Genomic DNA, 21,366 nt, shown 5'->3' with positions numbered 1-21,366 from the left:
GTCAGGCTCCGTCGAGGGCGAGGTTGAGTTCGAGCACGTTGACGGCGGGTTCGCCCATGAAGCCGAGGGCTCGCCCGGTGGTGTGCTCGCCGATCAACGCCTTGACCTGGTCGAGGGCAAGCCCGCGCTCCTTGGCCACGCGGGGAGCCTGCAGCTCGGCATAGGCGACGGAGATGTGCGGGTCCAGGCCGGAGCCGCTGGCAGTGACCGCGTCGGCGGGAACCTGCACGGTGGTCACGTCGCCGCGGACGGGGACGGTGCGGCCGGCCGCGTAGTTCTCGCCCGGCCGAGCGCATTCGACCTTCAGCCCCTGGTAGGTGGTGACGAAGGGGGTGGCGGGGCAGGCCTGGTTGACGCTGACGGCGCGGTCGGGGAAGACCTTCAGCACCGCGCCGACCCCGTCAGGGGTGCAGTACGGGCGGGCGCCGCCGATCCCCTCCAGCTCGCCGACCGCCTTGGAGCGGGCGCAGACCTGGGTGAGCAGTGACTGCTCGCCCTCGTCCGGGTTGCCCTCGTCATCCTTGGCACCCGGCACCGGCAGAGTGTCGATGACATCCTCCGGGCCGAGGTTGCTCGCCGAGGTGGAGGTGGGGTCGTAGCCGTCGCCGGCCGCCGACGGGCGGGACTGGAAGTACTTCTTGACCGGGTTTCCGTCGGCGTCGGTGAAGGACTGGCCGATCAGCGAGCTGCCGACGGCCTTGCCGTCCTTCTCGATGACCGAGCCGTTGGCGTGGTCGTTGAAGAGTGCCTGGGCCACGCCGGTGGCGGCCAGCGGGTAGATGATGCCGGTGACTACCGTGAGCACGAGCAGCGCGCGCAGCGCGGCGAGGTGCCGGCGGATCCAGCTGGGCATGCGGTCCATTTATGACATCCCCGGAAGGAAGCGAATCAGCAGATCGATGAGCTTGATGCCGATGAACGGGACGATGACCCCGCCGAGCCCGTAGACGTACAGGTTGCGCGACAGCAGCTTGGACGCGCTGGACGGCCTGTATCTGACGCCTCTGAGCGCGAGCGGGATGAGGGCGATGATGACCAGCGCGTTAAAGATGACCGCCGAGAGGATCGCGGACTGCGGGCTGGCCAGGCGCATGATGTTGAGCGCGTCCAGGCCCGGGTACACCGCCGCGAACATCGCGGGAATGATCGCGAAGTACTTGGCGATGTCGTTGGCGATGGAGAACGTGGTCAGCGCACCCCGGGTGATGAGGAGCTGCTTGCCGATCTCGACGACCTCGATGAGCTTGGTCGGGTTGGAGTCGAGGTCGACCATGTTGCCGGCCTCCTTGGCTGCGGAGGTGCCGGTGTTCATGGCCACGCCGACGTCGGACTGGGCCAGGGCGGGGGCGTCGTTGGTGCCGTCGCCGGTCATCGCGACCAGCCGGCCGCCCTCCTGCTCCTTCCTGATCAGCGCGAGCTTGTCCTCGGGGGTGGCCTCGGCCAGGAAGTCGTCCACGCCGGCCTCGTCGGCGATGGCCTTGGCGGTCAGCGGGTTGTCGCCGGTGATCATGACGGTGCGGATGCCCATGCGGCGCATCTCGTCGAAGCGCTCGCGCATGCCCTCCTTGACCACGTCCTTCAGGTGGATGGCACCCAGGACGCGGCCCGTCTCGGCGACGACGAGGGGGGTCCCGCCGGAGGCGGAGATGCCGTCCACGATGTGCCCGATCTGGTCGGTGGGGTGGCCGCCGACGTCGCGCACCCACTTCATGACCGCGGTGGCGGCGCCCTTGCGGACCTCGCGGCCGTCCAGGTTGACGCCGGACATGCGGGTCTGGGCGGTGAACCGCACCCATTCGGCGCCGTGGATCTCGCGCTCGCGCAGGCCGTAACGCTGCTTGGCGAACACCACGATCGAGCGGCCCTCGGGGGTCTCGTCCGCCAGGCTGGAGAGCTGGGCCGCCTCGGCCAAGGCCTGCTCGGTGACCCCGTCCACCGGGACGAACTTGCTGGCCTGACGGTTGCCCAGGGTGATGGTGCCGGTCTTGTCCAGCAGCAGCGTGGACACGTCCCCGGCGGCCTCCACGGCGCGGCCGGACATGGCCAGGACGTTGCGCTGCACCAGGCGGTCCATACCGGCGATGCCGATCGCCGACAGCAGCGCACCGATCGTGGTCGGGATCAGGCAGACGATCAGAGAGGCCAGCACGATCCCGGTCACGCCGTCGGAGGTCAGCGCGAGCGAGTCCGGCACGCCGGGATTGACCGACTTGGAGAATATGGCCAGCGGCTGCATGGTCGCGGTGGCCACCAAGAAGATGGCGGTCAGCGCAGCCAGCAGGATGTTGAGCGCGATCTCGTTCGGCGTCTTCTGCCGGTTCGCGCCCTCCACCAGGGCGATCATGCGGTCCACGAAGCTCTCGCCCGGCTTCTGCGTGATCTGCACGAGGATGCGGTCGGACAGCACCTTCGTGCCACCGGTCACCGCGGAGCGGTCGCCGCCGGACTCGCGGATCACGGGGGCGGACTCGCCCGTGATGGCGGACTCGTCCACGCTGGCGATGCCGTCGATGACGTCGCCGTCACCGGGGATGATCTCGCCGGCCTCGACGATCACCAGGTCGCCCTGCTTGAGCTCGGTCGCGCCGACCACGTCCCACTGGCCGTGGTCGTCGCGGCTCTTCAGCCGGCGGGCGGTGGTGTCGCGCTTGGCCGCCCGCAGTGTGGCCGCCTGCGCCTTGCCCCGGCCTTCGGCCACGGCCTCGGCCAGGTTCGCGAACACGACGGTCAGCCACAGCCACATCACGATGGCCCAGGCGAAGATCGACGGGTCGAGGACCGCCAGCACTGTGGTGAACACCGCGCCGATCTCGACGATGAACATCACCGGGTTGCGCCACATGACGCGCGGGTCGAGCTTGCGCAGCGCGGCCGGCAGCGACCGGATCATCTGCTTCGGGTCGAGCAGACCGCCGCCGACCCGGCCGCCCTTGTCCGGCGTCGGCGACTGGCTCGGTGATTCCAGCACTTGTGTTGACATATCTACAGCAGTCCTTCTGCGAGCGGCCCGAGCGCCAGAGCCGGGAGGAACGTCAGGGCGACCAGGGTGATCGTCACGCCGACGACCATGCCGACGAACTGCGGCCGGTACGTCGGCAGCGTGCCGACGGAGGCGGGCACCGGCGCCTGCCGTGCCAGCGATCCGGCCAGCGCCAGCACCAGCACGATCGGCAGAAATCGGCCGAAGGCCATGCACAGGCCGAGCGTGGTGTTGTGGAACGTGGTGTTCACGCTCACGCCGGCGAAGGCGGAGCCGTTGTTGTTGGAGGCGGAGGTGTAGGCGTACAGGATCTCCGACAGGCCGTGCGGGCCGGAGTTCAGCATGGCCGAGCGGCCGGCCTCGGTAGCCATCGCCACCGCCGTGCCGAGCAGCACCAGCGTGGGGGTGACGAGGAAGTACAGCGAGGCGAGCTTGATCTCGCGGGCGCCGATCTTCTTGCCCAGGTACTCCGGTGTGCGGCCGACCATCAACCCCGCCACGAACACCGTGAGCACGGCGAGGATGAGCATGCCGTACAGGCCCGCGCCGACGCCGCCGGGGGCGACCTCACCGAGCAGCATGTTGAAGATCAGCATGCCGCCGCCGATCGCGGTGTAGGAGTCGTGGAAGGAGTCCACCGAGCCCGTGCTCGTGAGGGTGGTGGCGGTGGCGAACAGGCCCGAGTTCGAGGTGCCGAAGCGGGTCTCACGGCCTTCGAGGGCCTGCCCGATCGCCTGCGGCACGGTGCCGCTCACGCTCAGCTCGGCCCACTGGGTGATGCCGATGCTGACGATCGCCATGATCGCCATCACGCTGGTGATCGCGTATCCCTGCCGGTTGTCGCCGACCATGCGACCGAACGTGCGCGGCAGGCAGGAGGCGATGACCGTCAGCAGGAAGATCGTCAGCCAGTTCGTCCACGCCGCCGGGTTCTCGAACGGGTGAGCCGAGTTGACGTTGAAGATGCCGCCGCCGTTCGTGCCCAGGTCCTTGATCGCCTCCTGTGAGGCTGCCGCGGCCGGGGTGAAGGTCTGCTCGCCGCCGGTCAGCGTCGTCCACATGCTGTGGTCGGCGAAGGTCTGGATCGCGCCACCGGCCACCAGCACCAGCGCCGCCACGAACGCGATCGGCAGCAGGATGCGCATGATGCCGCGGACCAGGTCCACCCAGAAGTTGCCGAGCGTGTCGGTCCTGCTCCGGGCGAAGCCGCGAACCAGGGCGATGGCCACCGCCATGCCGACCGCCGCGGAGACGAAATTCTGCACCGCCAAGCCCGCGGTCTGCACCACGTGACCCATCGTGGCCTCACCCGAGTAGGCCTGCCAGTTGGTGTTGGTGACGAAGCTGACCGCGGTGTTCCAGGCCAGCGACGGCTCGACCGGCTCCATCCCCAGCGAGAGGAACAGGTGGTTCTGCAGGCGCTGCAGCCCGTACAGGAACAGGATCGACAACACCGAGAACGCCAGCACGCTGCGCGCGTAGACGCCCCACCGCTGTTCGCTGCCGGCGTTGACACCCAGCAGCCGGTAGACGACGCGTTCGACGCGCAGATGCTTGGTTCCGGTGTAGACGCGGAACATGTAGTCGCCCAGCGGCATGTAACAGACGGCCAGGGCGAGAAGGAGCGAGCCGATGAACAGGAGCCCTGCCATGGTCGATGACATCAGAAACGCTCCGGGAACAGCAGGGCCGCGACCACGAAGATCACCAGGCCTACGACCACGACGAGGCCCACGGCGTTGACACCACTCACAGCCGCTCCACCGCCTTGACGACCAGCCCCAGGACGACGAAGATCGCGACCGTCAGGGCTACGAAGATGACGTCGGTCATCCCCACTCCTCAATCTGGAAACAGGGTGTTCTGCCGCACCTACTGGGCGGCCCCGAAACCAGCGAATCCTATGATTTGAGGGGTTTGGCCGGTCTTGACGGGATTCATACGGCCGATGCTCGAATATTGACGCCTTTTCTACGCCCAGCCCGCAAGCACCCTTTAGGCGATGTGTCAAGATCGCCCGACGGCTTGCCCTCGATCCGTTCAGAAGCCGTCAAAGTCGGGTGGGGAGCGTACTCACGAGCGAGACGAGCCGCTCACCCGGGGACGCGGCTGTCCGGGGATCGGCCAGGGGCACGGGCGACCAGCAGGAGGAGTTCCTTCCAGGGGGCGGTCACCGCCGCGGGACAGGGGACTGAGATGTGGTCATGGACCCTTCTCAAGGAGAGTGACGGGGGGAGACTTCCCTCCCGTGCGCGAAGGGCCTTCCGCCGCAGCGGCCCGGACTCCTTATGCGCCTGACCCAGGCGCCCGCGTGGGCGAAAGGTCTCCGGTGCAAGTATTTTGACGCCTTTCTGACGCGTAAACAACGCGTCAGAAGCCGTAGTGATTGCGTAGAGATGCCGTAGGAAAAATGCCGTAGGAAGCCAGAAGGAGATTAGATGAAATGGTTTCCTGACGGCGGAAGGACTGGGTGGATGCGTGGCCACGAGGGGGAGGGGTTGATCCCGGCCGGGTTGCCCAGAGGCGCTGTGGTGCAGCCTCGTCTGGTAGGCGAGCCTCGGCGGTGCTAGCGTCCGAAATGGAGCGCCGGGAAGCCTGGTCGGCATTGTTGCAAGGGTGTCGGCTTTGGGAGTAAGGCGCGATGGAACTGATCCGGCTGTCCGACATCGACGGCTCCATGCTCGACCTCGTGGGCGGTAAGGGCGCCGGGCTCGGGGAGATGATCAAGGCGGGGGAGCGCGTTCCCGATGGCTTCTGCCTGACCGTCGAGTCCTACCGGTCGGGGGATGTGCCCGAGAACGAGCTGGTCGAGGCATACAAGCGGCTCGGCGGCGGGCGGGTGGCGGTGCGCTCCAGCGCCACCGCCGAGGACCTGCCGGAGGCCAGCTTCGCCGGCCAGCAGGACACGTATCTCAACATCGAAGGCCGGAGTGAGCTGATAGACGCGGTTCGCCGCTGCTGGGACTCCCTGTTCACGGAACGAGCCGTCGCCTACCGCGCCGCCGCGGGCGTCGGTGAGGCGGTCATGGCCGTGGTGGTGCAGCGCATGATCGACCCGGTCGCGGCCGGCGTGCTGTTCACCGCCAACCCGATCACCGGCTGCCGTGCTGAGATGGTCGTCGACGCCGCCCCTGGCCTGGGCACCGCCATCGTCGAGGGCACCGTCGTGCCCGACCACTACGTGCTCGACCGGCGGATGCCGGCCGTACCGAACCCCGACGGCTGCCTGAGCGCGGAGCAGCTCGACCAACTGCGTGCGGCCGGGCTGCGTCTGCAGAAGCATTTCGGTTCGCCGCAGGACATCGAGTGGGCGATAGACGCTGAGGGCTCGCTGTGGCTGCTGCAGTCCCGGCCGATCACCACGCTCTTCCCGCTGCCGCCCGACACCGGCGATACACGGCTCTACCTGGAGTTAGGCCACTTGCAGGGCATGCTCCGCCCGTGCACCCCCATGGGAGTGTCGCTGTTCAAGACCGGCGGAAGCCTGTGGTTCAAGGCCGCGGGAGCCAAGGTCGACCGGCGCGACCCGCTGCCCCGGCTGGAGCACATCGGTGGCCGGATCTACTTCGACGTGACCGACTTCTTGCGCAGCAAGACCATGCGCAAGCACATCGGGACCTCCCTGGAGATCTACGGGCCGAGAGTGCAGGGCGCCGTGCTGCGCATGCTCGACGATCCACGGTTCGCGTCGCGGCCCGGCCTGCCGTTCCATGTCGGCACCGCGCTCAAGGGCACCTTGCGGACGGTGCCCGCCGGGATAGCCGGAGTGGTATCGAGCCTGTCCAACCCGGCTCTCGCACGAGCCCGCGCCTACCGCGGCGTCGCGGAGATCAAGCGGATGATCGTCCCACCGGGCGGGTCCGCCACGGCCGCCGAACGGCTGCGCTGGGTCATCGAAGACTCCCACACAGGGGTCATGAGCATGGACATGCACGGGATCCTGTGGCCGCTTGTGACAGGCATGATCGCCGGAACGGTCCCGGCCGCGTTGCTCAAGGGCGTCGCCACGGGCGAGGAACTCGACACCGTCCTCGGTGGCATGCCGTACAACGTGACGACGGAGATGGACCTGAAGCTATGGGACCTGGCGGTGAAGGCACGCGAGCACCGCGACCTCTTCCTCGGCACCCCACCGGAGGACCTCGCCGCGAAGTACTTCGCGGGCGAGCTCCCAGACATCGGGATGACCGGCTTCCTGGCCACGTACGGCATGCGCGCGGCGGCCGAGATCGACGTCGGCGTGCCGCACTGGGACGAGGACCCGGCACCGCTGTTCGCCACCATCGCCAACTACCTGCGCATCGAGGATCCCGCGCAGGCGCCCGACCTGCGGTTCAAGGCGGCCGCGGTCAAGGCGGAGCGAATGATCGAGACGCTGTCGCGGCGGGCACGGCGCCGGCACCCGGTCCGCGGCCGGCTGGCGGTGTTCTTCATGCGCCGCTCGCGACAGCTCACCGGGCTACGGGAGATCGCGAAATTCGCCTGGCTGCCCGCGATCCAAGCGTGCCGGCGGCAACTCCTTCTGGCCGGCGCGGACCTGGCCGACCGCGGTCGGCTGGAGCACGCTGACGACATCATGTTCCTGACGCTGGACGAGGCGCGAGCCGCCGCTCACGACGAGGCCGACCAACGGGAACTGGCCGCGATGCGGCGCGCGGAGTACGAGCGGGAACTGCGCCGGCGCACGGTCCCCGGCGCCCTGCTGTCCGACGGGACCGACGTGGAGGCGCTCGCCCCCGCCCGGCCGGCACAGGACGGCGTGCTGGCCGGCATGTCAGGGGCCTCCGGGCAGGCAACGGGCAGGGCGCGGGTGATCCGTGACCCGGTTGGCGCGCGCATCGAACCGGGGGAGATCCTGGTCGCACCCACCACCGACCCTGGATGGACCCCGCTGTTCATGACCGCGGCCGGTCTGGTGACCGAGACCGGCTCCCCGGTTGCGCACGGCCCCACCGTTGCCCGCGAGTACGGGATCCCCGCCGTCATCTGCGTCCGTGACGCCACAAATGAGATCAAGACCGGGCAGTTGATCACCGTCGACGGTACGGCGGGCACAGTGCGCGTGGAACCCGAATGACCGTCAGGGGGTGTGGTGTGCCCCTGCATGAATGCCGGCGAGGCGACCGGCCGTGGTCCTGGCCGGCCAACCGACCGGCGCGCTCGACGACGCCAACACCCACATGGTGATCGACGTGCTTCGTGACATGGCAGCCGTCGGTGATGTCGCAGGCCCTGCTCGGCCAGGTCGGTGAACCCCTATTCCAGCGGTCCGACGGCGCCCTCGACCGCATCGATGATCGCCCCCGACCTGCTCAGGTCGAGCACGGTCGCCATCTCGGTGTGGAACCACCGGTCGCCGTCGAGGGCGGGCGGGATGGCGTCACGGATGACCTCCACCGCCGCCCGAGTGCCACGGCCGAGCGGATGTTCGCGTGCCAGCGGCTCGACCAGGGCCAAAGCCTGCGCCGCCATGAGCATCTCGGCCGAGACGATCTGTTCGACGTTGTCCACCACGGTGCGGGCCTTGCGGGCACACCACGCCGAGTTCGAGACGTGGTCCTCGGCGTTGCCCTTGCCGGGAATCGAGTCGATCGAGCCGGGAGCCGACAGCGTTCGGTTCTCCATCACCAGCGCCGACATCGAGCACTGCACGTTGGCGTAGCCGGTGTTGACGCCCGCCGGGCCGGCGTTGAGGTTACGCGGCAGGCCCAGGCTCATCGCCGGGTCCAGCAGGCGGGCCAGGCGCCGCTCGCTGATCGAGCCCAGATCGGTGAGCGCGATGGCGAGCAGGTCCATCGCCTGAGCCGGGGACTGCCCATGGAAGTTGCCGCCGGAGATCACCTCGTAGCCCTCGTCGGTCTCGAAGATCAGTGGGTTGTCGGTCGCCGCGTTGCTTTCGATCTCCAGCACCCGATCGATGTATCCGAGCGCATCGCGCGCCGGCCCGTGCACCTGCGGCGCACAGCGGATCGAGTAGACGTCCTGGACCCGTGGCGCCGGAGCCTGACCGCTGGCGCGGTTCTCCTCCGGGAACACCACCTGCCGCGCGGCCGGGGAGCAGCGTCGTGAGTCGCCCGCCAGCCTGAGCACATTCCCGGCCACCTGCTGCTGGCCGGGATGGGGCCGGGCGCGATGGACCGGCACGCGGAACGCGGCGAGCTCACCGCGCATCGCCTCCAGGCTCATCGCCAGGGCTATGTCGGCGGCCCGTACGACTCGCCGCGCGTCGTGGGCGGCCAGCACCCCCAGGGCCAGAGAGACGGTGGACCCGTTCAGCAACGCCGACGCGTCCTTGGCCGCGGGCTCGAACTCGGCTGGCAGCCGGGCGGCCGAGATCGCCGCCGGCGCGCTCAGCCGGCGCCCGCCATAATCGATCTCCGCCTCGCCGAACCCGTACAGGGCGGCCGCCAGGTAGGAAAGGGGCGCGAGATCTCCTGACGCGCCCACCGATCCCTTGGACGGGATCACCGGATGCAGCCCCTCGTTGAGGAAGGCCAGCAGCCGATCGACGACCTCGACCGAGGGCCCGGAGAACCCGGCCGCCAAGGCGTTGGCGCGCAGCAGCATCACCGCCCTGACCACATCGGGCTCGAACGGCTCGCCGGTCCCGGTCGCGTGCGCCTTGATGAGCTGCCGCTGATAGTGCGCCATGTCGGCAACCGATATCCGCCGGTCCTTGAACTGGCCCACACCGGTGTTGAACCCGTACATCAGAGGGGCTCGGTCGTCCATCCACCGCGTCTCGATGTGGGCACGCGTACGGACCAGCCGATCCCGCGCGGCGTCGGCGAGCGTCACCTCCGCATATCGGTGGGGGGTCACTGGACGGGCGACACGGACAATCTGGTCAGCGGTGAGGGTTTCACCGTCGATGACAACGCTCATCACACCTGTGCCTTCACTCTGTTTCCCTGGGGACACGGACTCGCCCGCGGTTTCCACCGACCGGCAGGCGGACACCCCGCGCTGTGCGGCTCTCGTTTCATTCGAGGGTGGCGAGGGCCTTGCGCGCGAGGTCCTCGATGGGGACGGTGAAGCGCGCGGCCGCGGTGCTCTCGTACTCGCGCTCCGACGTCAGCCTGTCGGGGGCGTCTCCGGTGAGCGGGAGGTCGGCGTGGATCTCCGCTTCCACCAGCGTGTTGCCGGCCCGGACTTTGACGACCCGGCTCAACGTACCTGTGGCGACCCACTGATCCCACTCGAACGGGCGGCGGTAGTCGGGGGAGTCGAAGTCGGCTTCGCGCGGTGGTGTCGGCGCCGTCGTCCCAGAGCAGGTAGGTCTTGGCGCGGTCGCCGATGCCCGGCACACTCGTCCACTGCGTCATCTTCTGGTCGTCGGGCCGCCTCTCGCTGCGTGCCTCGAAGCCGCCATAGATGGAGTCGAGTTGCTCGCCGACGTCTCGCCCGAACAGCAGGGGCTGGTGCCGGACGACGTAGCGGACGGTCGCCGTCCACCGGCCTCCGCGTCCGGCGAGGGAGAAGTCGCAGACCACCGTGTAGCCGCGCTCCGATTGCCAGGTTGTCTCCATGCCGCTCGCCGAGAGGCCGGGCGCGAGCGTACGTTCGAGGTCGGCGCAGGGCTCCTGGGCGAGTTCCTTGCCGCCGCTCTGGTCGAAGACGCCGCGCTCGTGCTCGGGCTTGCTGAAGTACGAGTACGTCAGCGCCACGATCACGCCGATCACCACGATCACCACGGCCAGCACCGAAAGGCAGCCGATCAGGATGACCCTGGCAGGGGAGCGTTTCGGCTTGGCGGGGGGCATGGGCGGCCTCGGCGCGGCGGCGTTAGGGATCATGGTGCTTCCTGTGACGGAGGAATGCGGAATGGCCGGAACCCGACGGTCGTCCCCGGCGGAATGTCGAGCTTGATGAAAGATCGCGTTGGGGTGTTCGGCCACGGCGTTCTCGCCGACTGCGCCGCAAAGCCGGTGTGCGGTACGCGCGTCGCAGGGAACGCCGAAGCCGTCGATATCGGCGCCACCGTCATCCGCCGGCCGGATCGGCCGGAACGGCGTACAGGATGGCCTGCACCGGGCGAGCCCCCGGCTCTGGCGAGCGGCTGCGCTCCTGGTAGCGGTGCAGCACGGCGAACAGCTCACGGCCGAAGTCGCGGAGCTGGTCGGGGGTCAGCCGCAGGAGGTTGCTGGACAGCGTGGAGACGTTGCGCCATTGGACCGGGAGCCCGTGCCGCCGATCGATGAAGCTCTCAATGGTCTGGACGTCCCTGGCCAGCATCGTCCTGGCGAAGGCGTCCGCGGCACGCGAGGTTGCCGAGTCCTCGTCGGGCTGGTGCACGTAGGTCAGGCGCTGCACTGCGAGGCGCCAGGGGCGCGCGCGTCCCTTGCCCTGCCCGGTCTCCTCGACCACGCCGTATTTGGCCAGCAATTGCAGATGGTACGAGCACACCTTCGGGGTCAACCCCAGCTCTTCCGCGGCACCGCTCGCGGTAACCTCCCCGTTCATCTGCAGCAGGCGCAGGAGGTCGAGCCGCACTGGATGGGCCAGCGCCCGGAGAGTACGCGGATCAGTATTGGAATGGATATTCCCAGAAGGCATATTCCGATAGAAAACCGTAGGCCCCATCACCTGTCAAGCCTGGTACCGGCGGGACCCAGGGAAGTCGCAACGGCGGATGGCGTAGCCGAGGACCGGGCGCACAGACCTGCCGGTAGACCTGTTCGACACGATCACCGTCCACAGGCGGTTCCCCTGGCCGGCGTCCCTCCGGCAGGTGCTGGATCTGTGAGGCGTTGGGTCCACCCGCGACGCTGATCCGCCATGACGCCCACCTGGCACCGGCCGCCTGAACCCCTGGGCATCCGACGGCATCCCGCCGACGATGCTGCCCGAGTTGTACGCGAGCGTCTACGGCCGACGAAGCGCGCGAAGGAGTTCGGCGCCTATGTCGTATCGAGGGCTCGGCCGATCGTCTGTGGAGTGAGGGCCAGGCCATCAGCGGGCATGTCTCTGTGTCCAACTCGCCGTCAGGCGAGGTGAGCCCGACAGCGATCTCGCAGACGGCCTGCGCAACCTCACCGACCGAGCGCGAAGGAGCGCATCATGCATCCCACTCTGAACACGATCGACATCGTGGTGTCCGACCTGGACGCCGCGATCGCCTTCTACGCCCGGCTGGGGCTGGAGTTCAAGGTCGATGAGCACTCACCCGAGCACGCCGGCTGTGACCTGCCGAACGGACTGCACGTGATGCTGGACACCGAGGGCTTCCGCACGCCGTTCCTGCCGGGCTGGAGCGCGCCGACCGGCGGGCCGCGCACACTGCTGTGCTTCGAGTTCGACGCGCCGGCCGGGGTGGACGCCAAGTACGTCGAGCTCGTCGATGCCGGCCACCGCGGAATCGCCGAGCCGTTCGACGCGTTCTGGGGCATGCGGTACGCGACGGTGGCCGACCCCGACGGGAACGGCATCGACCTGTACGCCGCCCTCCCGGCACGCTGACCACGACACCACTGGGGGAGGAGTACGTGCTGATGTTCGTCGAGACCTGCCGTTCGCGGACGGCAAGGAGGTTGTGAGCGGGTTCGCCGAGGTCGAGGTGGCCGACCTGGACGAGGCGCTGAAGATCGCTCGCTCCTGGCCGATCGTGGAGATCCGCCCCGCCTCATGAGCAAACCGGGGGTGAGCCAGGAGGTGCTGGCCCGCGTGGTAGGCGGGCCAGCCGGCCGCGTGCCTGGTGTCGCTGCCGGGCGACTTCGCGGCTGGCGCTGCTGGCCGACCAGGACATGGGCGGCACAAGGTTCACTCCCGCCGGGTGTGCCAGGGTTTGCCCGGTTGGGGCCCGCGGCGGTGCCGTGGCCGCAGTCGTGCATGTGCACGGAGGCCATCGTCATGATCGCGACCATGACGAGCTGGGTAAGGATCATGACCAGAGCGCCCAGCAGCACCCCGACACCAGTACCGCGTCCTCATCCAGGGCGGTGGCCAGCGCGGCCGGATCCACCAAGCCGTCGCCGCCGACCGGCAGCACGGTGATGCGGGCGCCGTGCAGGCGCTCCAGCACGTGGCAGGTCCGGATGACGGCCGGGTGCTCGGTGGCCTGGGTGATCACATGCGGGCGCGGGCGGCCGGAGGCGAGGGCCCCGCCGCGCAGGACGAGCAGGTCGGCTTCGGAGCCGGAGGCGGTGAAGACGATCTCGTACGGGCGGGTGCCGATCAGCGTGGCGACCTGGGCGCAGGCCTGTTCCAGGGCCGCACGAGGCTGCCGGCCATAGGAGTGGCTGCTGGAGGGGTTGCCGGGGTGGTCAGGCGGCGACACCGCTGCGGTCACGCGCGTGTCGACGGGTGTGGTGGCGTTGTGGCCGAGGCAGACCGGACCGCCGGCCAACCGGATGCGGTGTCGCGTGAGCTGCCGGGCCGGTCACACCGGCTCTCCGGCCTCGACGGGCAGCTCGGACAGCCGCCACGTTCGATCATGCCGCCCTCGTCCATGGCGGCGGCCATCTTGGGATACATCCGGCCGAACAGGGGCCGCCGAGCGTTTGTCTTCGCCGCGCTCATGCCGATCACCAGACCACTGGCAGAGCGGTCAGCCCACCGGCCAGCGTGCGCGTGTCGAAGGCCAGCTCCCCCACCGCGCAGCCCAGCTCCAGGGTGGGGAAGCGGGCCGCGAGCTGGGAGAAGACCACCTGCAGCTCGATGCGGGCCAGCGGCGCGCCGACGCAGTAGCGGGCGCCGTGCCCGAACGACAGGTGCGGCACGGCGGGACGGCCGAGATCGAAACGCTCGGGGTCGTCGAAGACGGCGGCGTCGTGGTTGGCGGCGCCGGTGTCGAGCAACACCAGGTCCCCGGCCCGTACGTGCACGCCGGCGATCTCCAGGTCGGTGCGGGCGTAGCGGGGGATGCCGCCCCCGCCCAGGCCGGGCGCGCGCAGGATCTCCTCCACCGCGCCGTCGATCCGGGCCGGGTCGGCGACGAGGGCCGGCCACTGGCCGGGCGTGGCCAGCAGCCACAACACACCCCGGCCGATCGCGGTGACCGTGGTCTCGTGCCCGGCGAACAGCAGGAACATGCCCATCGCGGCGGCCTCGTCGTCGCTGACCCCGTCGGTGGCGGCCAGCCGGGAGATCACGTCGGCGTCGGTGTCACCGGCGGCGCGTTTGCGGGCCACCAGCTGCTGTCCGTAGGTGAACAACGAGCCCAGGCCCTCGGCGGATCGGGCCCGGTCGGTGATGTCGGCGGCGGCCTGCGTCCAGCCGCGGAACTGCTTGCGGTCCTCGTACGGGACGCCGAGCAGCTCGCAGATGACCGCGATCGGCAGCGGCAGCGCCAGCGCGGCGTGCAGGTCGGCGGGTGGCCCCGCGGCGGCCAGCTCGTCGAGCAGCCGGGTGGTGAGCGTCTCGACCCGGCCGGCCAGGGCGCGCATCCGCTTGGGCGAGAAGTGCGGCTGCAGCAGCGAGCGCATCCTGCGGTGGTCGGCCTGCTCGGTGTCGAAGCCCCCGAGAGGGCCGCCGAACAGCTCAGACTCGCCGGTGCGGGAGGCCCGCCCGGGTTCGGGGTGAGCGCGGCCGAGACGGTCGTCGTCCAGCAGGGCGCGCACCTGCTCGTACCCGGTCACCTGCCAGCCGGGGTCGCCGACCGCGGTGCGGATGGCGTGGATCGGGCCCGAGGCCTGCAGCCGGCGCAGCTGCGGCGGCGGTTGCAGGGGGCCGGGCTGGTCGTAGGGAAGCTGAACGGGGGTGGACGACATGGCTCCTCCGCGAGGTAAACGCAGAATTGTATACTTCGATGTCTATTAAGTTACATGTATACTTTGCCTTATACAAGAGGAGGTCGGATGGGCAAGTCCGAAGCGGGCCAGAGCCGGCACGAGGCCGGACCGGCTCAGCCGGTGCGCAGGCTGCGCCGTGCCGAACGGCGTGAGCAGATCCTGGACGCCGCCACCCGCGCCTTCGCCCGCGCCGGCTACACCGCCACCGGCCTCGACGACATCGCCACCGAGGCCGAGCTGACCCGGGCGATGCTCTATCGGCACTTCGACTCCAAGGCCGACCTCTACCGAGCCGTCCTCGACCGGGCCTGCGCACGACTGGCCGAGGCCACCGGAGCCGACGACTTCGACGACGACGCCATCCCCGCGCTGCTACGCGCCGCCGCCGCCGACCCCGACGGGTTCCGGCTGCTGTTCCGCTACGCCGCCCGCGAGCCCGACTTCCGGGAATTGATCGACTCCCTCACCGCCGTCTCCCGCGAGGTCGGCCGCCGCAACCTCGCCCGCGTCATCCCTGAGGGCCCGTGGCTGGACTGGGCCGCCAACCTGATTCCCGGCTTCACCCTGGAGGCCGTCATCGCCTGGCTGGACGCCGGCCGGCCCGACCCGGACCAGGCCGCCGAGCGCATCGCCCAGGCCGTGCACGGCGTCATGGCCGCCGCGCACCCCAGTGCGCATCCCGCAGCGTGACAGGTGAAATATCAGCACGGTCTACTGTCCGTCCGCGAACGCGACCGGTGCGGCGTCACGCGCCTGGGCGTTCACTCTCCCGGTAGGCGCGGCGGGGTCGGCATCGCAGGAGTGGTCAGGGGTAGCCCGGCCAGCCTCCACGCCCGGAAGCCACCGATCACGTCCGTGGCGTGGCCCAGGCCGATCCTGTGGAGCGAGGCAGCCGCCAAGGAGGAGGAGTAGCCCTCGTCGCAGAGCACGATCCAGGCGATGTCGTAGCCGGTCGCCTCGCGGATACGGGCTGGGCTGGCAGGGTCGAGACGCCATTCCAGATGGTTGCGTTCGATGATGATCGCGTCCGGGATCTCACCATCGGCCACCCGCTGGAAGTGTGGGCGGGTGTCCACCAGCCGGGCGCCACGGGCGACTGCGGCCGCAGCCTCGGCAGGGGACAACCGGCGTAGCCCGGCGCGCGCCACGGCAAGCAGGCGATCGACGGTCAGCGGCTGGACGTTGTCCTTCGGCTCACCCATCAAGGAACTCCGTCAGCACAGGTGCCAGCACCTCGGGCGGCACCAGGTGGTTCTGGCCGGGCAGGACGTGATGGCGCGCGGCAGGCATCTGGTGCGCGATCAGGCAACCGGAGTCGATCATCCAGGTGGGGCTGTGTTCGCCGTTGAGAACGAGAGCCGGAACCTGAACGGCAGCCACCAGATCGGCCGGAACGGTGCCGCCGCTACGGACATTGCCCATGATCTGGAATTCGTAGGGAGTGCCCGTACACCGCTGCCGCGCCCCCGTTCGCGCTGATGAGCGCGGCGATGTCTTCCACCTCGCGGACCACCGCATAGGGCTGCGTGTCCCCGCTGTCCCCGCGCCCCCGGCGGTCATAGTTGAGCACCGTGTGGGACGAGGCCAGACGTTCGGCCAGGGCGTGCGTGTCCGTCCGATCGCACAAAGCCGGCGCCACCACGATGACCGGCGGGCCGCCGCCGAGCCGGTCGAAGGAGACGGGACGTCCATCCGCCGAGGTCACCTTGCCCAAAACGGGATCCTCCTGGCCTGTCCGATCGAAGATCTTTGCATCGAAAGCTTTTCAGAGGAGTCGGAGCCGGAACCCGAATCGCGACACGCGCACCGCCGAACGGGCTGTCGAAATCCGCTCCGCTGATCCGACTCTTCAGGAGAGCCGTCAAGAAGGAGGACCATGAGGCTGGGGGGTCGCCGATGAAATGCCTGCTACTGATCTACAGCAATCCGGTGAACTGGGAGCACCCGATCTTCCTGAACCAAGAGGAGCTGACACCGGCCGAGAGACAGGCCCGGCTGAAAGAACACAACGGGCTGGTCGAGGAGATCGCCGAGTCCGGTGAGCTGATCGACGCGGCCACGACCTCCACCAGGGTCTGGGGCCCACCACCCCGGCCGGCCATGCGTGCCGGAGACTTCGCTCAGGAAGTCTTCTGAGGCCATCTTGCGGACGTGGTGGATCAGGACGATGGCGACGCCGTCGGTGTCGGCCAGGCTCTTGGCGGCGTAGTCGGCGTCGTAGGCGGACAGGCCGGGTGCTGTGGTGCCTCGGACCTTGGCGAAGACGTCGATGACGACCAGGCGGGCGTTGGTGTTGCGGTCGAGCCAGCGGGTAGACCTCCACAGCCCTTCCACCAGTGGCAACCCAGAGACGTTCGATGCCGGTGGCCATGGCCCACTCAGCAGAGATGACGCACAAGGAGCTGGCCTACACCCGCACCGTGCTGCTCAGGCCGGACGATCATTCCCACCACCCATGGAGAACGATCCCGTCGCTCCTCAAGGTCATACATGCTCAGCCCCACGCCGCCAAGAACACGCCCTGTCCCATCCATCGCGACGAAGGTCACCGGCAGATCGTCGAGTCCGGCTTCGCGTTCGGTGATCCGCACCCAATCAGAGGGCGAGTCGAGAGTCGATGTCGGCCCTGTCAGGCGGATGACACTAGTATCCGCAGACGTTGAGGAAGTCGGCCCGGTTGCTCAGGTCGGCTGAGCCTTTGTCGATATATGAATGGCTGAGGAGACATTGGAAACGAGGTTCCGCACCCGCTCGCCGTCCCAGTACTAGGGAAGCCTTGGTGTTCGAGGGCCTATTGAAGTTCACCCATGAGCTGGTCTTGTTCGTGTAGTCGTACCAGCGAAGCTTCTGGAACTTGCACTCGTAGGCCAATTTCCTCCCTGTGCCGTCGTCGTCATCGAAGAGGCACACCTGGCCACCGTTGAACACGCCCCGGCTCTCCGTCCTCCTCCTGCCGACAGATCTCTGCAAGGTCTCGTATGAGCTCGGGCCGCCGTGCCAGGAGTCCCACGTGCACCCCGGCGGTTCTGGCTCATGGTCACTCACTCGCGCAAGGTATCCGCCAGGGGCCGTGGAGGAGAAGCCGTTGTGGCAGCATGATCAGCGAACGGCAGTCACTCAGTTGGGCACCCACGCAACAGAAGGGCCGCTCTCCGAAGATCGGATAGCGGCCTTTTCGCTGGTCAGCGTGGTGGGGCTACCAGGACTTGAACCTGGGACCTCTTCCTTATCAGGGAAGCGCTCTAACCGTCTGAGCTATAGCCCCGCACACACCGAACGTTATCGCATCCGGCGATCGGAGGCGAACCGGTTGTTCGGTCGGGAAAAGCTTACCGTCTCCGGCGTGCTGCTCGCGCCGTGCCGGCGAAGGGCACGGCGCGAGCCCGCGGGCTATTCGGCCTCGCTGAAAGTCACCTCGACGCCCCCGACGAGGTCAGAGGCGACGTTGTAGATGACCGCCCCCAGCGTGGCCAGAGCCGTGATGAGCACGACGTTGACCGCTCCGATCAGGGCGGTGTAGCCGAGGATGCGTACCGGCTCGAACCAGGACGCGATGTCGATCGGGATCGAGTTCTGGCCCTGCTCGCCCTGGCCGAGCTGGTTGACCAGGTCGACGATCGAGTCGAACACGCCCAGGGCGGACAGCACACCGTACAGCACGGCCACCGCCACGAACAGCACCACGAAGCAGACCAGGGACACCACGAAGCTGAACTTCATGGCCGACCACGGTTCGACCCGGCGCAGGACCAGATGGGCCTTGCGGGGGAGCCGCGCCCCCGCGCCGCTCGACTTCTTCTTGGGCAGCTCGACCGCGGGCGGAGGCGGAGCCTCCGTGGCCAGCGACGGGCGGATGCGGACTGTGTCGTTGCCCTCCGGCTGCTGCTGCGGGTGCTGCTGCTGCGGAGGTGGCGGCGATGTGGGCTTGGAGTCGTCTTTGGCCGGGAAGGGCCTGCCCTGCGCGGGCGAGGTGTCCCTGCTTTCGTCGAAGGTCTCTTTCTCTGCGGGCCGCTTCGGTTGCTGTCCGTTACCCGAAGCCGCCCTTGTTCTGGCGGAGCCACCCTGGGCGCTCATGACTATTCTCCTCCCCCGTCTTCCTCACTCTCCATCGAAGTCTCCAAGGACTCCGCGTTCCGGGCGAGGGCCACCACGCTGTCGCCTTCGGCGAGATTCATCAATCGCACTCCCATGGTCTGACGGCCGGACTGTTTGATCTCACCGGCACTCGTCCGGATCACCCCGCCGGCTGACGTGATCGCGAAGACCTCGTCCTCTGGATTGACCATGACGGCTCCGACCAGCTTGCCACGGGAGGATACGATTTTCGCAGTAAGCACGCCTCTACCGCCACGGCCTTGAACTGGATATTGCTCCACTGGCGTCCGTTTTGCGTACCCAGCCTTCGTGGCGATAAGCACATGTTGACCGTCGGCGATGCGATTCATGGCGAGAAGTTCGTCACCGTCGAGAAACCTCATCCCGATGACACCACTGGTCGCCCTGCCCATGGGCCGCAGCGCGTCGTCGGAAGCGGTGAACCGGATCGACTGCGCCCCCTTGGAAACGAGCAGCAGGTCGTCTTCCTCGGAGACGAGGCGGGCCCCGATGACCTCGTCGTCGTCGCGCAGGTTGATCGCGATCAGACCGCCGGACCTGGGAGAGTCGTACTCGGCCAGGCGCGTCTTCTTGACCAGCCCGCTGCGGGTGGCGAGGACCAGGTAGGGGGCGACGTTGTAGTCACGCAGGTCGAGGACCTCCATGACGGTCTCGTCGGGCTGCATGGCCAGGAGGTTGGCCAGGTGCATGCCGCGGGCGTCGCGGCCGGCGTCGGGAAGTTCGTACGCCTTGACCCGGTAGACCCGGCCCTTGTTCGTGAAGAACAGCAGCCAGTGATGCGTCGTGGTGACGAAGAAGTGGTCGACGATGTCGTCCTGGCGCAGCTGCGCGCCGCGTACGCCCTTGCCTCCGCGCTTTTGGGCGCGGTAGAGGTCGGTGCGGGTGCGCTTGGCGTAGCCGCCCCGGGTGATCGTGACGACGATCTCCTCTTCGGCGATCAGGTCTTCGATCGACATGTCGCCGTCGTAGGCGATGATCTCGGTCTTGCGGTCGTCGCCGTAGCGGCCGACCAGCTCGGCCAGCTCGTCGTTGACGATCTCGCGCTGGCGGGCCTCGCTGGCGAGGATCGAGTTGTACTCCGCGATCTGTGTCATCAGGGAGTCGAACTCGTCCTGGATGGCCTGCCGCTCCAGGGCGGCCAGCTTGCGCAGCTGCATGTCGAGGATGGCCTGCGCCTGGATCTCGTCGATCCCCAGCAGCCCCATGAGGCCCTGCTGGGCGGCCGAGGCGGACTCGGAGGCCCGGATGAGGGCGATGACCTCGTCGAGCCGGTTGAGGGCCGCCAGCAGTCCGCGCAGGATGTGGGCGCGCTCTTCGGCCTTGCGCAGGAGGTAGCGGGTCCTGCGGACGATGACCTCGATCTGGTGGGCCACGTAGTGCCGGATGAACTGGTCGAGACGGAGCGTGCGCGGCACGCCGTCGACCAGGGCCAGCATGTTGGCGCCGAAGGTGTCCTGGAGCTGGGTGTGCTTGTAGAGGTTGTTGAGTACGACCTTGGCGACCGCGTCGCGCTTGAGCACGATCACCAGGCGCTGCCCGACCCGCGAGGAGCTCTCGTCGCGTACGTCGGCGATGCCGGTCAGCTTGCCCTCGCGTACCAGCTCCGCGATCTTCAGCGCCAGGTTGTCGGGGTTGACCTGGTACGGCAGCTCGGTGACGACGAGCGCCTGCCGCCCCTTGTCCTCCTCCACCTCGACCACGGCCCGCATAGTGATCGAGCCGCGCCCGGTGCGGTAGGCGTCTTCGATGCCGCGCCGGCCCACGATCAGCGCGCTGGTGGGGAAGTCGGGCCCCTTGACCAGCTTGATCGAGGCTTTGAGCAGCTCCTCGTCGCTCGCCTCCGGGTTCTCGAGCGCCCACCTGACCGCCGAGGCGACCTCGCGCAGGTTGTGCGGCGGGATGTTGGTGGCCATGCCGACGGCGATGCCGCCCGAGCCGTTGACCAGCAGCTGCGGGAAACGCGCCGGCAGGACGTCGGGCTCCTGCGACTTTCCGTCGTAGTTGGGCCGGAAGTCGACGGTCTCCTTGTCGATGTCGCGCAGCATCTCCATGGCGATGGGCGCGAGTTTGCACTCGGTGTAACGCATCGCCGCCGCGGGGTCGTTGCCCGGCGAGCCGAAGTTGCCCTGCCCGTCGACCAGCGGATAGCGCAGCGACCACGGCTGCGCCAGGCGCACCAGCGCGTCGTAGATCGAGGTGTCGCCGTGGGGATGGTAGGTGCCCATCACGTCACCGACGACGCGGGCGCACTTGAAGTAGCCGCGGTCGGGACGGTAGCCGCCGTCGTACATCGCGTAGAGCACCCGGCGGTGCACCGGTTTGAGCCCGTCGCGCACGTCCGGCAGCGCCCTGGACACGATGACGGACATCGCGTAGTCCATATAACTGCGCTGCATCTCGGACTGGATGTCCACAGGCTCGATGCGGTCAGCCGGGGGAGTGGTGTTCACGTCCGTCACAGGTTGAGGTCCTTCTTCATGGAACGATGAGCCATGTCCTGCGGCTCACCGCAGGTAGCGGAATCTGCACCCACGGCCGGTC

Annotated in this window: 19 protein-coding genes and 1 tRNA gene; 4 read left to right on the top strand and 16 right to left on the bottom strand. The window is 68.5% G+C overall.

Features of this window, described 5'->3' with window-relative positions; all coding sequences use genetic code 11:
• Position 1: 1 nt before the first annotated feature.
• From E1294_RS26105 to kdpF, 4 genes are read right to left on the bottom strand one after another with little or no spacing between them, the layout of a single operon-like run.
• Complete coding sequence (locus tag E1294_RS26105) at positions 2-862, bottom strand: potassium-transporting ATPase subunit C (RefSeq protein ID WP_132512511.1); 861 nt, start codon at positions 860-862, stop codon at positions 2-4.
• The gene (gene kdpB, locus E1294_RS26100) at positions 863-2,980 is read right to left on the bottom strand and encodes a potassium-transporting ATPase subunit KdpB (protein ID WP_132512509.1); all 2,118 of its coding nucleotides are present in this window, start codon (positions 2,978-2,980) and stop codon (positions 863-865) included.
• Positions 2,981-2,982: 2 nt separating this feature from the next.
• Entirely contained in the window at positions 2,983-4,644 is a 1,662-nt protein-coding gene (gene kdpA / locus E1294_RS26095; protein WP_132512507.1) for a potassium-transporting ATPase subunit KdpA, read from the bottom strand.
• Positions 4,644-4,733, bottom strand: a complete 90-nt coding sequence (gene kdpF / locus E1294_RS26090; protein ID WP_132512505.1) for a K(+)-transporting ATPase subunit F — start codon at positions 4,731-4,733, stop codon at positions 4,644-4,646. The genes kdpA and kdpF overlap by 1 nt, the downstream gene beginning before the upstream one ends.
• Positions 4,734-5,621: 888 nt before the next feature.
• On the opposite strand from kdpF, the gene E1294_RS26080 reads away from it, so the two are divergent.
• The gene (locus E1294_RS26080) at positions 5,622-8,057 is read left to right on the top strand and encodes a PEP/pyruvate-binding domain-containing protein (RefSeq protein WP_132512503.1); all 2,436 of its coding nucleotides are present in this window, start codon (positions 5,622-5,624) and stop codon (positions 8,055-8,057) included.
• 179 nt (positions 8,058-8,236) lie between these two features.
• Here the strand turns inward: E1294_RS26080 and E1294_RS26075 are convergent, their stop codons facing one another.
• The 3 genes from E1294_RS26075 to E1294_RS26065 form a co-directional block, all read right to left on the bottom strand.
• Positions 8,237-9,865 (bottom strand): HAL/PAL/TAL family ammonia-lyase, encoded by a 1,629-nt coding sequence (locus E1294_RS26075; RefSeq protein ID WP_132512501.1) that lies wholly within the window; start codon positions 9,863-9,865, stop codon positions 8,237-8,239.
• Positions 9,866-9,962: 97 nt separating this feature from the next.
• Positions 9,963-10,151 (bottom strand): hypothetical protein, encoded by a 189-nt coding sequence (locus E1294_RS26070; RefSeq protein ID WP_132512499.1) that lies wholly within the window; start codon positions 10,149-10,151, stop codon positions 9,963-9,965.
• An 812-nt stretch (positions 10,152-10,963) separates the two neighbouring features.
• Positions 10,964-11,536 carry an ArsR/SmtB family transcription factor gene (locus tag E1294_RS26065; protein WP_281284511.1) on the bottom strand — a complete coding sequence of 191 codons (573 nt, stop codon included), beginning with the start codon at positions 11,534-11,536 and terminating at the stop codon, positions 10,964-10,966.
• A gap of 504 nt (positions 11,537-12,040) precedes the next feature.
• Between E1294_RS26065 and E1294_RS26060 the strand changes: the two genes are divergently transcribed.
• Positions 12,041-12,439 carry a VOC family protein gene (locus E1294_RS26060; RefSeq protein WP_132512495.1) on the top strand — a complete coding sequence of 133 codons (399 nt, stop codon included), beginning with the start codon at positions 12,041-12,043 and terminating at the stop codon, positions 12,437-12,439.
• Positions 12,440-12,860: 421 nt separating this feature from the next.
• Here the strand turns inward: E1294_RS26060 and E1294_RS26050 are convergent, their stop codons facing one another.
• Positions 12,861-13,325, bottom strand: coding sequence for an aminotransferase class V-fold PLP-dependent enzyme (locus E1294_RS26050; protein ID WP_181958554.1), 465 nt, complete (start codon positions 13,323-13,325; stop codon positions 12,861-12,863).
• A 178-nt stretch (positions 13,326-13,503) separates the two neighbouring features.
• Positions 13,504-14,688, bottom strand: a complete 1,185-nt coding sequence (locus tag E1294_RS26045) for a cytochrome P450 (RefSeq protein WP_132512491.1) — start codon at positions 14,686-14,688, stop codon at positions 13,504-13,506.
• A gap of 87 nt (positions 14,689-14,775) precedes the next feature.
• Between E1294_RS26045 and E1294_RS26040 the strand changes: the two genes are divergently transcribed.
• The gene (locus E1294_RS26040; protein ID WP_132512489.1) at positions 14,776-15,399 is read left to right on the top strand and encodes a TetR/AcrR family transcriptional regulator; all 624 of its coding nucleotides are present in this window, start codon (positions 14,776-14,778) and stop codon (positions 15,397-15,399) included.
• 71 nt (positions 15,400-15,470) lie between these two features.
• On the opposite strand, the gene E1294_RS26035 is transcribed toward E1294_RS26040, so the two are convergent.
• The 3 genes from E1294_RS26035 to E1294_RS54755 are packed head-to-tail and all read right to left on the bottom strand — an operon-like array spanning position 15,471 to position 16,423.
• Entirely contained in the window at positions 15,471-15,911 is a 441-nt protein-coding gene (locus E1294_RS26035; RefSeq protein WP_132512487.1) for a rhodanese-like domain-containing protein, read from the bottom strand.
• Positions 15,904-16,131, bottom strand: a complete 228-nt coding sequence (locus tag E1294_RS54760; RefSeq protein ID WP_220447940.1) for an alpha/beta fold hydrolase — start codon at positions 16,129-16,131, stop codon at positions 15,904-15,906. Before E1294_RS54760 ends, E1294_RS26035 begins: the two co-directional genes overlap by 8 nt.
• Entirely contained in the window at positions 16,115-16,423 is a 309-nt protein-coding gene (locus E1294_RS54755) for an alpha/beta fold hydrolase (RefSeq protein ID WP_220447939.1), read from the bottom strand. The genes E1294_RS54760 and E1294_RS54755 overlap by 17 nt, the downstream gene beginning before the upstream one ends.
• A 182-nt stretch (positions 16,424-16,605) precedes the next feature.
• Between E1294_RS54755 and E1294_RS52920 the strand changes: the two genes are divergently transcribed.
• Entirely contained in the window at positions 16,606-16,845 is a 240-nt protein-coding gene (locus tag E1294_RS52920) for a hypothetical protein (protein WP_165977478.1), read from the top strand.
• 242 nt (positions 16,846-17,087) lie between these two features.
• On the opposite strand, the gene E1294_RS26020 is transcribed toward E1294_RS52920, so the two are convergent.
• From E1294_RS26020 to gyrA, 4 genes are all read right to left on the bottom strand, one after another.
• Entirely contained in the window at positions 17,088-17,300 is a 213-nt protein-coding gene (locus tag E1294_RS26020; protein WP_132512485.1) for a GNAT family N-acetyltransferase, read from the bottom strand.
• A gap of 597 nt (positions 17,301-17,897) precedes the next feature.
• A tRNA-Ile gene (locus tag E1294_RS26015) sits at positions 17,898-17,974 on the bottom strand.
• A gap of 125 nt (positions 17,975-18,099) precedes the next feature.
• On the bottom strand, positions 18,100-18,783 hold the full coding sequence (locus E1294_RS26010; protein ID WP_132512483.1) for a DUF3566 domain-containing protein: 684 nt from the start codon (positions 18,781-18,783) through the stop codon (positions 18,100-18,102).
• A gap of 2 nt (positions 18,784-18,785) precedes the next feature.
• On the bottom strand, positions 18,786-21,284 hold the full coding sequence (gene gyrA / locus E1294_RS26005; protein WP_132512481.1) for a DNA gyrase subunit A: 2,499 nt from the start codon (positions 21,282-21,284) through the stop codon (positions 18,786-18,788).
• Positions 21,285-21,366: the final 82 nt, after the last annotated feature.

The organism is Nonomuraea diastatica, assembly GCF_004349015.1.
Classification (GTDB): domain Bacteria; phylum Actinomycetota; class Actinomycetes; order Streptosporangiales; family Streptosporangiaceae; genus Nonomuraea; species Nonomuraea diastatica.
Note: the sequence above shows the minus strand (reverse complement) of the source record. Positions and strands in the feature narration are given on the sequence as shown.